Below are 14,261 nucleotides of genomic sequence, written 5' to 3'. Positions count from 1 at the left end.
GTGGTTTTGTATTAGGATTCTAATTTTTTCGCACGTTTTAATAATAAAAGAAAGACAATGATAACGAACCCTAGTATAAGGAAGAAGCCATATTGCTTTATATAATCAATTATGTCATTCGCACTGGTTGGTTTTTCAACGTGAATGCCGTCTTTATTCGTCGTAATATGAATATCTTTCATTTTTACTTCATTCTTTTCCTTTTGTAAATCAATCCATTCTATATTTGGAATACTTTCTAGATCCTTTAATACTTCTTTTAATGGTTTCACACCTAAGTAAGGATGATAGAATGCTCCAATAATCCCATCGGATAATTTAGAAACAGATAGAGCACGTTCTTTCATTTTAGCAATAGTTTGTGGCTTATCTTCTTCAATAAATCCGACTGTTTCAGGCAATAGTTTCATTCCATGTAAAAATGACGGAGTACTTGTATAATATGGTGAGTGCATGGATTTCCAAGTTGTATCATTTAACTGTAGTTGTCCTACATAAGTTGAAAAGTATCTTGATAATATTTCATATCCTTTTTGAGACATCGTGTAATGAGGTGCTTCAAAGGCAACAGGATATAGTTTAGCAGCTACAAGTTCTTGAATTCCTTTTTCGATATGATCTTTCGTATATTTTTCCTCAAACTCTTCCCCTTTTTTTACATATTGGTTATATGCCTCTATATTTGGAAAGTCATCTTTTGTCTTCGGTTTTTCATGCTTCGGTTGGCGAATTGGTTGATCTGTTTTTACATCCCAAAATTCAAAGCCCTCACCTGTTTCACTGTCATAAAATTGGTGAGTATAACCATGCATAATAATTGCTGCACCATCATCTTGCATAGAGCGTAAAAGATCAACTAGTTCTGGTTTATCTTCTAAATGTATTATTTTTCCTGTATCTGGATCTTTATATACCGGAATAACAGTAATCATGTAAGGCATCTTTTTCTCTTTTAGTAATTCAGCAATTTCTTTCAATTGATTTATATCTGCTGCTGGGTGAACATCTTCAAGACGTAAATAAGCTTCAACTTTATTCGTCGTTGGTTTTTGGCCGAAATAAGAAAATAACATTTCACCGACGTAATGAGACATCCAGTCAAAGAGATTAGGTGTTGCAACATAATAAGATGTTTCATGCTGAACGATTAGTGGATTAGTGTTATTTGAGCTTAAAGCGTTAGCAATCACAGTTCCATTCGTATCAAATGATTGAATTAATCGTTCCTCTTCTAAGGTATTTTTTAGCTTCTTGTCTGGATATTCAATTTTGTTAACTCGTATATCGTCACTCTTCAATGTAATGAAAGAAAAACGGTTAGATAATTGTTCAACATTTTGTCCTAATACTAATACAGGGCCGGAGAAGTTTTCTAGAAATTGTTTCGTTTCATTAGAAAACGCTTCTTTTGTTTCACCGATATAAACAATATGTGTATAGGAGGATACGTTATTAATTGAAGTTGCTTCTTTTAAGTTTTTTACGGTTATATCATTTGTAAAATGTCCTAATTGAGTATTAAGGATTTGGACATTATTTGAAACTTTATCGTCTTGTGTACTATACAAAACAAGTACTTTTGGTTTTGATGATGTTTGTGCAGAGGTGTAGGTAGGGATGAGTAGTAAAATGCTGAACAAGAGTGTTAGGCATTTTTTCATTTTGTATGCTCCTATTCTATATATAGAGTTCAGTTTACAATTATATACAATAAATACGTTATAGTCTATGAAAGTTACATTTTTGCACGTATTTACCAGCTGTTTTTTTACAAAATCGGTCTAAAGCATGATGATAATATGTATAGTTATTTGCTATGATAAAAGAGTAATAGAATGTAGGTAATTGTAAAGGGAAGGCTGAAAGGGGACAAATTTCAGCGGAGAAAGAGGTAGAGGTAGTGAAGAAATTCTTTGTAGGATTTTTAGTTGTTCTTGGAGTATATTTATATTTCCAAGGAAAGTCTGAAGGAATGGATAAGCTAGTGAATGGAACAAGTTATGTTGATTCAGAAGAAGCAAAACAGGTGAAACAAATCATTATAGAGGAAGCGAAGAAAGTAAATCTTCCAGAATGGATACCTCTTGCAATTGCTGAGCATGAAAGTCGATTAAATCCAAGGAGTGTTGGAGATAATGGAACTTCATTCGGATTGTTTCAACTACACCGCGGCGGCGGGCTTGCACCAGAACATTTAACTGATGATGAGCTAAAAGATCCACGTACAAATGCACAAATTGCAATGCCGCATTTGATGAAAGGATATAAGCGCGGGGTGCAAAAAGGTTTGACTGATTTTGCATTACTGAAATATATAGCGAATACATCTGGATGGCCAGGGAATTTAGGGCCGGAGTGGACGGATAATAACATGAAGTATAACATCGGATTAGAAGATGTGTACTATCGAAATAAAGGTGTAATAAAAGAGTAGGTTTTCTATACCTACTCTGTTTTTTTATGAATAATTTCATCCTTTTCTTTCGTGAAATACTGCGTGAGTTGTATTTTCACCTCTTCTAGTTTTGTAGAAACTTGCGGTATTTTATATCCTACATACAATGGTGAAACGACAAATCTAGGTACAACTTTACAAATGATTTTTCCATTTAAGTAATAGAAGAATAAGTTATAACTACTGCATCCTTTATGGAAATCTGTCAGTATGTAACGTACAGTTTGCTGAATGTAATTTGCCATTTCAGCTATATATGAAATATTATCAATGATTATATTGAATTCAGTGAAGCCAATAATGGGACGCTCTGAAATATTAAGCTCAATGCATTCATTTTTTTGAACAATTAACCCTTGGAAATTTTCTTCTTCAATATTTTCAAGATAATCTACATATTTCATTCCGATAATTTGCATGTGTGCATGATGCAAACTTCCACCTGAAAATGGACCGTGATTTTTATATAAAATCACAGATGCGAACTCTTCGTTCTTCTGTAAGTGTAACCAATGTTGAATAGAAAATTGCATTAATTTTCTCATATGTTCTTCTGTATATGTTGCGATATGATCTTCGCAATTATCGGTTTCGATTAACACTGTTTGAAATGTATCTTGTAATGTAGGAAATTTATTTTTTAACCAAATAATAGAACCATCAGTTGCTAAAATATCCGTTAATTGTTCTTTATCGCAAAATGGACATGCAGCGCTTCTATTCCGAATACTTTCTGGTTTTTGTTTACCAATATCGTTTAAAAAATATAGTTGTTGTGTATCCATTTGTATATATGCCCCTTTAAAATATGTGTAAAAATCCCGCTTAATACATTCGGGAAAAGGAGAAGGAAATCCTCTAAAGGAATAGGGGAAAAATAAAAGACAAGATATCCTCATTACGATAGGGTACCTTGTCTTTTATTTTTTCTCTAATAGCGTGTATGGATAATATAGAACATTTTCATTATTTTTCTTTTTTCTATTTTTTATTGTGTATAAAGTAATTGCTGTGCTTGCAATGATAATAATGGCTTTCTTCATATTCATATACCCCTTTTTATTGTTGGTTTAATTCTTGGCTAACTGCTTTTGCATCGACTAAAGCGTGTAAAATCATTTTCACCATGTTCATCATATTTCTTCACTCCTTTTTATAGTTCATTTAGTTCTTTTACAACTGCTTGTCCGTTCACTAATACCTCAAAGATTGCTTTTACGATTTCTTTCATCATGTTTGTTTCCTCCTTTTGTTTGTCTCTCTTGTTTACATCTTTATTGTATAGGGAGGCATCTTTTCGTACTATCGCTTTCCATTACGTGAACATAACAGTTTTGTAAGATTTGATGTCACTTATTGAAATGTTTAGTCTATCTTCATTATTTTCAGAAAAATGACTATTCAAACATGAAATTGGAAAGTATAATAAAGAAGTAAGTATTAAATTCCGTACGAAAGGGGTGAATGAGATGAAACGTTCTTTAGCTGCACGTGCCAAATTTTTAGATTTTATCTATTTTTGTCGTGCGATTTTTCATGATGTAGTTGTTAACGGGATACGTATGCCCTTTTTTAACAATTGCATAGTGACTATTGAACGATAGAAATCTCTTCACCCATTTTTAATAAACGTGTGAAAAGGGAGCTATTTGGCTTCCTTTTTCTATGCCGAAAACCATGGGGAATGTTTCTTTCTCATGGTTTTTTATATTGAAAGGAGTACGGAAAATGACTATTTGTAGTGTGAATAATGTAACGAAATCTTTTGGTGGAAACACTATATTTGAAAATATATCGCTTGAAATAAAGAATGGTGAACGTGTTGGATTAGTTGGTCGTAACGGTAGTGGGAAGACAACAATCTTTGGGCTTCTAACGGGAATGGAGAGTTTGAATGCAGGAGCCATTCATATGAAGAAAGGTACACGTATTGGTCATGTCGCACAAATTCTGAAGTTTGATGAGGCTATGACTGTATATGATGTATTGAGTTCTGCTTTTAAAGTAGAAAAGGAATTAGAAAAAGAAATGCATGCTTTAGAAAAAAATATGGCGGTGGAACAGGAACAATCTGCTTTGGAAAAGCTAATGGAGAGGTACGGAGTCATTCAAGAAAAATTTGCGTTTCTTGGTGGTTATGAAATAGAAGCAAATATAATGAAGGTAGCAAATGGCTTACAAGTGACAGACTTATTTTCAAGAGTATTTACAGAATTAAGTGGAGGAGAACAGACGAAAGTAAGCCTTGCATATATGCTATTGCAGAAACCAGATTTACTTCTATTAGATGAACCAACAAATCATTTAGATTTATTTGCAGTTGAATGGTTAGAGCAATTTTTAAAAGAATACACTGGAACAGTTATGGTTATTTCACATGATCGCTATTTCCTTGATGAAGTTGTAACGAAAATTTTTGATTTGGAAGATGGAGAGATTCACGTGTACCATACGAATTATTCTCAGTTCGTTGAGGAGAAGGAAGAAAGATTACTTCAAGAGTTTCAAGCTTATCAGGAGCAACAAAAGAAAATAAAGAAAATGAAAGAAGCAATTAAGCGTCTACGTGAATGGGCAAATCAAGCGAACCCTCCGAATGAAGGATTGCATAAAAGAGCGAGAAATATGGAACGTGCGTTAGAACGTATAGAGAAATTAAAGAGGCCAATTTTAGAACGAAAACAGATGGGTCTTCAGTTTGAAGGGCAAGAGAGAAGCGGGAAAGATGTTGTTGTAATGAAAGAAGTGAGTAAAGGTTTTGCTGGCCGACCTTTATTTGAACAAGCGAATTTACATGTTCGTTTTCAAGAGCGTGCGGCTATCGTTGGTCGTAATGGTACAGGAAAGACTACATTATTAAAACTACTATTAAAAGAAATAAATCCAGACGTTGGTGAAATTCGAATTGGTAGTAGTGTCAAGATTGGTTATTTATCACAGCATACGTATGGAAATGTGAAGAGTAATGTATTGGAAGCGTTTAGAGAGTATGTAGCTGTAACAGAAGGAGAAGCAAGACATATATTGGCTAAGTTTTTATTTTATGGTCCAGCAGTATTTAAGAAAGTAACGCAACTGAGCGGTGGAGAAAAAATGAGGTTAAGACTTGCGCAACTTATGTATCAAGACATCAATTTTCTAATTCTAGATGAGCCGACAAACCATCTTGATATTGAATCAAGGGAAGTTTTAGAGGAAGCCCTTGAGCAATATAATGGAACAATCCTAGCTGTTTCACATGATCGTTCTTTTTTAAATAAGTTATTTGAAAAGACGTACTGGATTGATGAATGTAAATTATTTGAGTTTGCAGGAAACTATGCATGGGCTCGTCAAAAATGGGAAGAAAAGCTTGAGAAGCAAGTAATAAAGCAAAAACGCCAAGGGAGAAAGAGTGTTGAAATGGTTCCAGTAAAAGAGAAAAAAGCTAGGAATCTTGAAGAGATTGAAAATGAGTTAATGCATGTAGAAGAAGATATATATGCAATAGAATGTGAAATGGAACATGTAGCTGATGTTGAAAGACTTGAAAAATTATATGAGGAAAAAACGATGAAAGAGTTGTTACGAGCGAAGTTATATAGTGAGTTAGAGAATATTGTGGAGTAAAGAGTAGAAAGCCACTTCCTTTCAGTTTTGTTGGAGGAAGTGGCTTTTTCATAATGATATTTTGCTTTAAAGATTAAATGAAGCGATGTGTTTCACGTGAAACAGTAACTTAGATAAATCCGTGTTCCTCAATTTGCATAGCTTGTGAAGCGTATGAAATGATAAGGTGAAAAATAAATGTCATTAGTGGCCTTTCAATAGGAGTAATCACAAAAACAAAGGCTAATTATTTCCCGAGAGATAAAGTGAAACTTTAATCAGTGGGGGGGTTACTGCCCGGCAAATAGCGGGATAAATATGTGTAACAGAGACTAGTGATTGAAAACGAAAAGAGAGCAAAGTTACAGCTTTACGCGCTGAACTCTGCTCTCTTTCTGCGTGGCATCTTCTCTTGTTGAAATTATAATAGCGATCCCGAGCATGATAAAAAAAGCTAAAAAGAGGACGAACTTTGGGAAGAACGGGAATAGTAATAGCGCCCCGACTATCATAATTGTTAATAATACGTAGTGCAGGACGTATTGGAATAGGTTGTCCATATTTTCGCCCCCTTTTTGGTAATTGGTTATTAGTATTCTATGTTTCATGCTGAAGAAATAGAAGTAGATTTTTAAGTTTTTAATACGAATTATAGCTGAGTTTTCTTAAAGTATAAGAATAGAGTGATAATTTTGGAAAAATTCTCAAAATATTTATTTAGAAAGAATTGACAAAATATACTGAACGATATAAGCTAATAACCATAAAGTCTACCGGAAAGGTCGGAATAAGATTGTTACCCCTCAAAAACATCTATTTTTTTCTGATTAAAACCGACTTTTCCGATTGGCTATAAATGTGCTGTGGGAGGCATACATAAGCTAATAAGTTCAAAGGGTATAACTATTAAACAGTTAGGGTGGGGACAATGAAGAAAAAGACAAAAAAATGGGCTGGTGTATTTTCAGTATTACTTAGTAGTTCGCTTGTGTTATCTGCTTGTGGGGGACAGGAGGATACGGCTTCTACAGAACCAGTAAAAAAGCAGGATTTAAAAGATTCTAAGATTGAATCAATTCCAGCTACAGATAAAAAGAAAAGTCCAGAGAAAGCAAATCAACGAAAAGATACTTTCATTACAGCCATTTCTAAGCCAGGGGGAGTTTTCCTTCCGTATTTCCAAGATAATGGTTGGGATGGAAATGTAACGTCGGTTATTTTTGCTTCATTAGTAACAACAGACAAACAAAGTAAACCTGTTCCGGATCTTGCAGAAAAATGGGATATTTCTGCTGACCAGTTAACATATACATTCCATTTACGTAAAAATTTAAAATTTAGTGATGGGTCGCCTCTAACAGCGGATGATGTAGCATTTACATTAACACTACTTCATGATAAAGCGTATGAAGGTGGATTGGATATTGCTCAGTATGCTGTTAAAGGTGGGAAAGAATATAAAGAAGGAAAAGCAACTTCTATTGAAGGAATCCAAGTTGTTGATCCACAGACAATTAAAATTACAACTGAAAAAGTTAATTCACAGGCGCTAACGAATTTAGGTGGCCCAGTGCTATCAAAAGCTTATTATGGAAAAGATTATAAACAAAATACAAGTTTAGACTATTTAAAAGCATTATATGGGCAACCAATTGCAGCGGGTCCATATAAATTTGAAAAATATGTTCCAGGTCAAGAAGTCCGCTTTGTTGCTAACGAAAATTATTATGCAGGTAAACCAAAAATTAAAAACTTTATTTACAAAATCACATCAGGTGATACTGGATTCCAATTATTCCAAACAGGTGAACTGGACTATAGTGGATTTAGAGCGAACCCTGAAAATATAGACCAATTAAAAGGATTGGAGTTTGCAAATATTAATCTTGAATCATCAAGTGATATTGCTTATATCTATGTAAATAATAAGAAGTCGTATTTGAAAGATAAAAAGGTACGCCAAGCACTTACTTATGGATTAGACCGTAAGAAGTATGTGGATACAGCTTTACAAGGCTATGGCTCTGTCGCTAACGTACCAATTGCTCCAGTTTCATGGGCATATACAGAAGAAGGTATTAATAAATATCCGCACGACGTAGAAAAGGCTAAAAAATTATTGGATGAGGCTGGTTGGAAAGTAGGTTCTGACGGGGTTCGTGAAAAAGATGGTCAAAAATTAAAATTAACATACTACGCATCAAATACAGGTAAAACAAATGATATCTTTATTCCAATTGCAAAAGAAAGTTACAAAGAAATTGGTGTTGAATTAAATCCAGAGTTGATGGACTTTAATACGATGCTTTCAAAAGTAGGAAAAGGTGACTACGATTTAGCGGCAGTTTCAACACCAGGAATTAGTGATCCAAGTGAAGTTGTAAGTGAGTACTTATCAACTAATCCAAAAAGTGATACGGGTTATAATAATCCGAAAGTAGATGATTTGATTGTAAAAGGTATAGGAACGACAGATATTGAAAAACGTAAAGCGATTTATAAAGAGCTGTATAAAGAGTTAAGTGATGATCCACCAGTTATTTTATTAAACTATCGTAAACTACTTTATGCTCATAATGCACGTATAAAAGGAATTGATCCAGAAAAGTACGATAGCATCAGTTCCAACTTACCAGTGTTATCTATTGAACAATAAGGGTTGACCTAAATAATAGAAGACGTTTTTTCACACAGCAATGGAATGGTAGCTGTTTTGAAAAAATGTTCTTCTATTTTTAAGTAAATAGGATTGGGGAGACAAAAGGTGAAAACATATATCATTCGTAGGTTTCTACAAATGATTCCTACATTGTTTGGTACGTCTATTATTATCTTTTTCTTATTTGCACTCTTACCGGGTGATTATATCGATTCAAATCCAAAATTAACACCAGAGAGAGCTCAAGAATTAAGAGAGTTGTACGGTTTAAATAAACCGATTATTGAAAGGTATTTTCATTGGCTAGTGAATGCTTTGCATGGTGATTTTGGATTTTCTTTACAGTACCAAGAACCGGTAACTTCATTACTTAATAAATTCATTTGGAATACATTTATTGTTGCTGCTGCAGCTTTATTTTTCACTTGGATTATTGCTCTTATTATTGGGGTTATTTCTGCAACAAAGCAGCATTCTTGGTTTGATAGATTGGTAACAATCGGTGTCTTTGCAGCAATGTCATTTCCATCATTCTTTATCGGACTATTTTTAATTAAATTATTAGCAGTTGATTTAAAGTTATTACCTATTGGTGGCATGATTGATATTGGGAGTAACTCAACAGGGATAGCATACATATTAGAAGTATTACGTCATATGATTCTACCTGTATTTATTTTAACGCTTCTTGGTGTAGGATCGTTAACACGCTATTTTAGAACGGGCATGTTGGATGTTATTAGGCAAGATTATATTCGTACTGCTCGTGCAAAAGGTTTAAAAGAAAGAACCGTTATTTATAAACATGCATTGAAAAATGCAATTTTGCCAGCAATTACATTACTCGCTTTTGAATTACCGGGTTTATTTTCAGGAGCCATTATTATTGAACAGATTTTTAATTGGCCAGGGATTGGGAGTATTCAATTAGAAGCATTAAACTTTCGTGATTATACGGTATTAATGGCCTTTACAATGTTTCTTTCTTGTTTAACAATTATGGCTAATTTCTTAGCTGATATTGTCTATGCGTTTGTTGATCCAAGAATTCGATTGAAGTAAGGGGGGAAAGATATGGAGACTATTACACCTATAATAGAGAAAAAGAAAGAACGGAAAAAGAGAAATGAATCATCACCATGGCGCCAAGCGTATAAAAAAATCAAGAAAAATAAGATGGCACTGTGTGGCTTATACGTTTTAATATTTATGTTTTTATTTAGTTTTATTGGTCCAATCTTTTCACCGTATGCTGATGGGAAAGTACAAGTAACACAAATTAATAAACCACCCAGCCTGTCACATTGGCTTGGGACAGACCAGTTGGGACGGGATATTTTAACTAGACTTATGCAAGCAGGGCGTATTTCATTAACAATCGGTTTAGCGTCGATGCTACTATCCGTTATACTAGGAGCTCTATTAGGAGCAATTGCTGGTTTTTATCGAGGAGTTGTAGATCATTTAATTATGCGTGTTGCAGATGTGTTAATGTCCATTCCAGGATTACCACTACTTATTATAATGGGAGCAATTTTATCAGAATGGAAATTACCATCGGAGTACCGTTTATATGTTGTAATGATTATTTTAAGTTTAGTAGGATGGCCAGGACTTGCCCGTCTTGTGAGGGGACAAATTTTAACATTGCGGGAGCAAGCCTTTATGCAAGCGGCAGATGTATTAGGATTAAAAGATTCTCGGAAAATCATTCATCATCTAATTCCTAACGTCTTTCCGTTACTTATTGTTGTAGCAACTCTAGGTGTGGCTGGATCTATTTTAAGTGAGTCCGCACTAAGTTACTTAGGTCTCGGCGTCGTCCCACCTACGCCATCATGGGGGAACATGATTAGCGCAGCTAACTCATTAATTGATTTCCAAAAGCGTCCGTGGTTATGGATTCCGCCTGGCTTTGCAATCTTTATAACAGTTGTATCAATTAATTTACTTGGTGATGCACTTCGTGATGCGTTAGATCCAAAGATGAGACGGTAGGTGAGAAGGTATGAGTAGAGCGGTAGTAGAGCTAAAAGACTTACAAACACACTTTCAAACGGAGGAAGGGACAGTGAAGGCTGTAAACCATGTTAGCTTTGCTGTTCGAGAAGGTGAAACGGTTTGTGTAGTAGGAGAATCAGGTTGCGGGAAGAGTGTAACGGCTTTATCTATTATGGGGCTTATTGCTGAATCTGGCAGTGTAGTAGGTGGAGACATTTTATATGAAGGAAAAAGTCTTTTAGGAATGAAAGAGAAAGAACTTCGTAGTTTACGAGGCAATGATATTGCGATGATTTTCCAAGAACCGATGACATCGCTAAATCCGGTCTTCACTGTAGGTGAGCAAATTGTAGAAACGCTAAGGGAGCATGAATTACTTAGTAAAAATGAAGCGTATAAGAAAGCAATTGAGTTAATTCGTAAAGTTGGCATAGCCCGTGCTAATGAAATTGTTCATTCTTATCCGCATGAATTGAGCGGCGGGATGTTACAACGTATTATGATTGCTGTTGCGCTTAGTTGTAATCCTAAGTTATTAATTGCAGATGAACCAACAACAGCTCTTGATGTTACGATTCAAGCTCAAATATTGGATTTACTAAGACAAGTGAAAGAAGAATTTAAAACGTCGATCTTATTAATTACACATGATTTAGGTGTCGTAGCAGAAATGGCTGATTACGTTGTCGTTATGTATGGCGGGAAAGTTATTGAAGAAGCTCCAGTACGAGAGATATTCCAAAATCCAAAACACCCTTATACGAAAGGATTGTTGAAATCAAAACCAGTAATGGGAAAACGAATAGATAAACTATATTCTATTCCAGGGCAAGTTCCGAATTTAGTTGGTTTAGGTGAGTTTTGCTACTTTAGTGGGCGTTGTGAGCATTGTATGGAAATATGTGAAAAAGAAGCCCCAAATCTAAATGTAAATGATGAAAATCATAAAGTAGCTTGCTGGTTATATGAGGAGCGTGCGGAACAATGAGTGAACCATTATTAGAGGTGAAAAACCTAAAGACATATTTTCCAATTAAAGGTGGCATATTTAGTAGAACGATCGGGCATGTAAAAGCAGTTGATGGAGTAAGTTTTACTATTAATAAAGGTGAAGTGTTTGGTCTCGTTGGCGAATCAGGGAGCGGAAAAACAACGATAGGAAAAACAATTTTACGTCTCGTTCAAAAAACGGAGGGGGAAGTGAAGTTTAAAGGGAAAGATGTTCATTCTTTATCCAAGGATGAATTGAGAAAACATCGCCCTAATATGCAGCTCGTTTTCCAAGATCCATTTAGCTCATTAAATCCGAGAATGAGAATTGGTGAAGCGCTTGGAGAGCCGATGTTGGCCCACGGATTAGCGACGAAAGAAAATGTTCGTGAAAAGGTAATTGAAGTATTGGAGTTATGTGGCTTAGCTCCTTATCATATTGACCGGTATCCCCATGAGTTTTCTGGTGGACAACGTCAGCGTATCGTAATAGCAAGGGCTATGGTATTAAATCCAGAATTCATTGTAGCTGATGAACCTGTGGCGGCACTAGATGTATCTATCCAAGCACAAATTATTAATTTATTTAGTGAGTTACAGGAGAAAAAGGGATTATCTTATTTATTCATTTCACATGATTTGAGTGTAGTAGAACATTTATGTACGAAAATCGGAATTATGTATTTAGGTACAATTGTGGAGACGGCGCCGCGTGATGAGTTATTTACCAATCCGCTACATCCGTATACAAAAGCATTGTTATCAGCTGTTCCAATACCGGATCCAACAGTGAAGCGAGAGCGAATTATACTAGAAGGGGATATTCCAAGTCCAGCAAGTCCACCTTCGGGTTGTCGTTTTCATACACGTTGCCCGTTTGCAACAGATGTTTGTAAAAAAACAATACCAGAATTTCGTAATGTTGGTGATAATCATTTTGTTTCTTGTCATCATGTATAAAAAAAGGACTCTTTCAATTTGAAAGAGTCCTTTTTTTATTTACTAGATGAAGTTTGTTTCAATACAAATTGCTCGATTGCATGAGCAACACCATGTTCATTGTTTGTTAGTGTTACAACATCACATAGTTTTTTTACATCTTCTTCAGCGTTGCCCATTGCAACAGATAAGCCTGCTACTTCTAGCATTGGTACATCATTAAAATTATCACCAATAGCAACTGTATCTTCAATAGGGATATTAAAATGAGCTGCCATCTGCTGTAGCCCGTTTCCTTTATGTCCATTCTTATCCATAATTTCTAAGTTAGTAGGAGCTGATGCTGTAACCATAATATCAGCGTCTTCTTGTAACACGCTTAATAGCTGTGCGCGATGCGCTGCATTAAATGTTGAAATGAAGAATTTAGATATTTCTAGTTCTTGGTTATTTACAACATCTTCTATTTTTTTGAAATCAGTAATTAGGTTTGATTTTTTTTGCTTTTCTGTAATTCGTTCAAGCTCCTCTAATGTAACATCGAGCGCATGCTTATTTTCTTCGAACGCTTGCATCACTTGATCTTGCCATGTATATGGAGAATAAACGCCTTTATTCGTATATAGCTTATATGGGAAACCTTCAGATTCTAGTAATTTTGCAAGTTTGTACACTTTGTCGTTTTGTATACAACGAGAGTTAATTACTTTTCCATCCACATAAACAATAGCCCCATTGCTTGCTCCGACTGGAAGAGATAATTTATATTCTTCCAATAGCTTTAAAGCATCCTCTTTCGCACGACCAGAACAAATCATTACAATATGACCAGCTTCTTGTGCAGTTTGGATTGCTTGTAGGTTTTCTTTGGAGATTTCAAGATTAGATGATAGTAGTGTACCATCCATATCTAATGCGATTAATTTCAAAATGACCACCTCTTTGTTTTTATTATACATAGTTATATAGAGGAAACATATAAACTTATCTTGGAAAGACGGTATTTTATCTCATATTAAAAGTAAGTAAAGATTAGATAGGTTTAGTGTCACTAAATAAACTGTTTGTAACAAAAATAGAGAGGAGGATGACTATATTTCACTTTATGACTGTAATATTACACGAATGTTACAAACGTGAGTTTAGTGAAAATCGCATTAAATAAAGGTTTTCAGGGATTATTATAAAAAAACGTAAAAAAAGTGTAATAAATTTCACGTTATTATATTGCAACGTAACAATAGTTATGTTACATTAATGTTACAAACGTTACGTTATCAAATTTAATGTAACGTTAACATAAAAACTATGAAATAAACATTTCTTAGAAATTACATATAGATAACTTATGAAAAGGGAGGATAAATGATATGAAAGAGCAAGTATTACAAGTAACAAAAGGTGACTTCGTAGGATCAGCAAGTGGAGCGGTAGTATTAACAGCATTAATCGTATTTCTATCAAGCGTATTAGTATAATAGAAACTTTGTAACAAAAGAAAAAGAAGGGAGAATGAAAGATATGAAAGAGCAAGTATTACAAGTAACAAAAGGTGACTTCGTAGGATCAGCAAGTGGAGCGGTAGTATTAACAGCATTAATCGTATTTCTATCAAGCGTATTAGTATAA

Annotated in this window: 15 protein-coding genes; 10 read left to right on the top strand and 5 right to left on the bottom strand. The window is 34.6% G+C overall.

The window, feature by feature from the left end; translation table 11 throughout:
• Nucleotides 1–11 precede the first annotated feature (11 nt).
• Entirely contained in the window at nt 12–1,661 is a 1,650-nt protein-coding gene (locus ACS2FK_RS27150; protein WP_063546229.1) for a DUF2334 domain-containing protein, read from the bottom strand.
• 239 nt (nt 1,662–1,900) lie between these two features.
• On the opposite strand from ACS2FK_RS27150, the gene ACS2FK_RS27145 reads away from it, so the two are divergent.
• Entirely contained in the window at nt 1,901–2,434 is a 534-nt protein-coding gene (locus ACS2FK_RS27145; protein ID WP_000713253.1) for a transglycosylase SLT domain-containing protein, read from the top strand.
• Between the two features lie 11 nt (nt 2,435–2,445).
• Here ACS2FK_RS27145 and ACS2FK_RS27140 read toward each other — a convergent pair whose 3' ends face one another.
• The gene (locus tag ACS2FK_RS27140) at nt 2,446–3,240 is read right to left on the bottom strand and encodes a DUF4931 domain-containing protein (RefSeq protein WP_000381022.1); all 795 of its coding nucleotides are present in this window, start codon (nt 3,238–3,240) and stop codon (nt 2,446–2,448) included.
• Nucleotides 3,241–3,375: 135 nt separating this feature from the next.
• Nucleotides 3,376–3,504: a hypothetical protein gene (locus ACS2FK_RS27135; RefSeq protein WP_001998915.1), complete on the bottom strand. Its 129-nt coding sequence runs from the start codon at nt 3,502–3,504 to the stop codon at nt 3,376–3,378.
• Nucleotides 3,505–3,924: 420 nt separating this feature from the next.
• On the opposite strand from ACS2FK_RS27135, the gene ACS2FK_RS27130 reads away from it, so the two are divergent.
• On the top strand, nt 3,925–4,059 hold the full coding sequence (locus tag ACS2FK_RS27130; RefSeq protein ID WP_000830643.1) for an RAxF-45 family protein: 135 nt from the start codon (nt 3,925–3,927) through the stop codon (nt 4,057–4,059).
• 73 nt (nt 4,060–4,132) lie between these two features.
• Nucleotides 4,133–6,064 carry a ribosomal protection-like ABC-F family protein gene (abc-f, locus tag ACS2FK_RS27125; protein ID WP_154816438.1) on the top strand — a complete coding sequence of 644 codons (1,932 nt, stop codon included), beginning with the start codon at nt 4,133–4,135 and terminating at the stop codon, nt 6,062–6,064.
• 341 nt (nt 6,065–6,405) lie between these two features.
• On the opposite strand, the gene ACS2FK_RS27120 is transcribed toward abc-f, so the two are convergent.
• Complete coding sequence (locus tag ACS2FK_RS27120) at nt 6,406–6,603, bottom strand: hypothetical protein (RefSeq protein WP_000369254.1); 198 nt, start codon at nt 6,601–6,603, stop codon at nt 6,406–6,408.
• Between the two features lie 368 nt (nt 6,604–6,971).
• On the opposite strand from ACS2FK_RS27120, the gene ACS2FK_RS27115 reads away from it, so the two are divergent.
• From ACS2FK_RS27115 to ACS2FK_RS27095, 5 genes are all read left to right on the top strand, one after another.
• Nucleotides 6,972–8,699: an ABC transporter substrate-binding protein gene (locus ACS2FK_RS27115; RefSeq protein WP_000730676.1), complete on the top strand. Its 1,728-nt coding sequence runs from the start codon at nt 6,972–6,974 to the stop codon at nt 8,697–8,699.
• Nucleotides 8,700–8,807: 108 nt separating this feature from the next.
• Nucleotides 8,808–9,764, top strand: a complete 957-nt coding sequence (locus tag ACS2FK_RS27110) for an ABC transporter permease (protein WP_000860687.1) — start codon at nt 8,808–8,810, stop codon at nt 9,762–9,764.
• A 12-nt stretch (nt 9,765–9,776) separates the two neighbouring features.
• On the top strand, nt 9,777–10,700 hold the full coding sequence (opp4C, locus tag ACS2FK_RS27105) for an oligopeptide ABC transporter permease (protein WP_000447957.1): 924 nt from the start codon (nt 9,777–9,779) through the stop codon (nt 10,698–10,700).
• Nucleotides 10,701–10,710: 10 nt separating this feature from the next.
• Entirely contained in the window at nt 10,711–11,691 is a 981-nt protein-coding gene (locus ACS2FK_RS27100) for an ABC transporter ATP-binding protein (RefSeq protein WP_063546233.1), read from the top strand.
• On the top strand, nt 11,688–12,653 hold the full coding sequence (locus ACS2FK_RS27095; RefSeq protein WP_063546235.1) for an ABC transporter ATP-binding protein: 966 nt from the start codon (nt 11,688–11,690) through the stop codon (nt 12,651–12,653). Before ACS2FK_RS27100 ends, ACS2FK_RS27095 begins: the two co-directional genes overlap by 4 nt.
• A gap of 35 nt (nt 12,654–12,688) precedes the next feature.
• On the opposite strand, the gene ACS2FK_RS27090 is transcribed toward ACS2FK_RS27095, so the two are convergent.
• Nucleotides 12,689–13,561, bottom strand: coding sequence for a Cof-type HAD-IIB family hydrolase (locus tag ACS2FK_RS27090; RefSeq protein ID WP_000766424.1), 873 nt, complete (start codon nt 13,559–13,561; stop codon nt 12,689–12,691).
• Nucleotides 13,562–14,002: 441 nt separating this feature from the next.
• Here ACS2FK_RS27090 and ACS2FK_RS27085 point away from each other — a divergent pair, with 441 nt between their 5' ends.
• Both ACS2FK_RS27085 and ACS2FK_RS27080 read left to right on the top strand, forming a co-directional pair.
• Entirely contained in the window at nt 14,003–14,110 is a 108-nt protein-coding gene (locus tag ACS2FK_RS27085; protein WP_000664237.1) for a DUF3948 family protein, read from the top strand.
• Nucleotides 14,111–14,144: 34 nt separating this feature from the next.
• Nucleotides 14,145–14,261 (top strand): DUF3948 family protein, encoded by a 117-nt coding sequence (locus tag ACS2FK_RS27080; RefSeq protein WP_000654250.1) that lies wholly within the window; start codon nt 14,145–14,147, stop codon nt 14,259–14,261.

The organism is Bacillus cereus group sp. BceL220 (assembly GCF_051776965.1).
Taxonomy (GTDB): Bacteria; Bacillota; Bacilli; order Bacillales; family Bacillaceae_G; genus Bacillus_A; species Bacillus_A cereus.
This window is presented reverse-complemented; position numbering and strand designations above follow the sequence as displayed.

What these genes read in the sequence shown, in the direction of transcription:
- ACS2FK_RS27150 (WP_063546229.1), bottom strand. Translation starts at nt 1,661, where the DNA reads ATGAAAAAATGCCTAACACTCTTGTTCAGCATTTTACTACTCATCCCT.
- ACS2FK_RS27140 (WP_000381022.1), bottom strand. Translation starts at nt 3,240, where the DNA reads ATGGATACACAACAACTATATTTTTTAAACGATATTGGTAAACAAAAA.
- ACS2FK_RS27135 (WP_001998915.1), bottom strand. Translation starts at nt 3,504, where the DNA reads ATGAATATGAAGAAAGCCATTATTATCATTGCAAGCACAGCAATTACT.
- ACS2FK_RS27130 (WP_000830643.1), top strand. Translation starts at nt 3,925, where the DNA reads ATGAAACGTTCTTTAGCTGCACGTGCCAAATTTTTAGATTTTATCTAT.
- abc-f (WP_154816438.1), top strand. Translation starts at nt 4,133, where the DNA reads ATGGGGAATGTTTCTTTCTCATGGTTTTTTATATTGAAAGGAGTACGG.
- ACS2FK_RS27120 (WP_000369254.1), bottom strand. Translation starts at nt 6,603, where the DNA reads ATGGACAACCTATTCCAATACGTCCTGCACTACGTATTATTAACAATT.
- ACS2FK_RS27115 (WP_000730676.1), top strand. Translation starts at nt 6,972, where the DNA reads ATGAAGAAAAAGACAAAAAAATGGGCTGGTGTATTTTCAGTATTACTT.
- opp4C (WP_000447957.1), top strand. Translation starts at nt 9,777, where the DNA reads ATGGAGACTATTACACCTATAATAGAGAAAAAGAAAGAACGGAAAAAG.
- ACS2FK_RS27100 (WP_063546233.1), top strand. Translation starts at nt 10,711, where the DNA reads ATGAGTAGAGCGGTAGTAGAGCTAAAAGACTTACAAACACACTTTCAA.
- ACS2FK_RS27095 (WP_063546235.1), top strand. Translation starts at nt 11,688, where the DNA reads ATGAGTGAACCATTATTAGAGGTGAAAAACCTAAAGACATATTTTCCA.
- ACS2FK_RS27085 (WP_000664237.1), top strand. Translation starts at nt 14,003, where the DNA reads ATGAAAGAGCAAGTATTACAAGTAACAAAAGGTGACTTCGTAGGATCA.
- ACS2FK_RS27080 (WP_000654250.1), top strand. Translation starts at nt 14,145, where the DNA reads ATGAAAGATATGAAAGAGCAAGTATTACAAGTAACAAAAGGTGACTTC.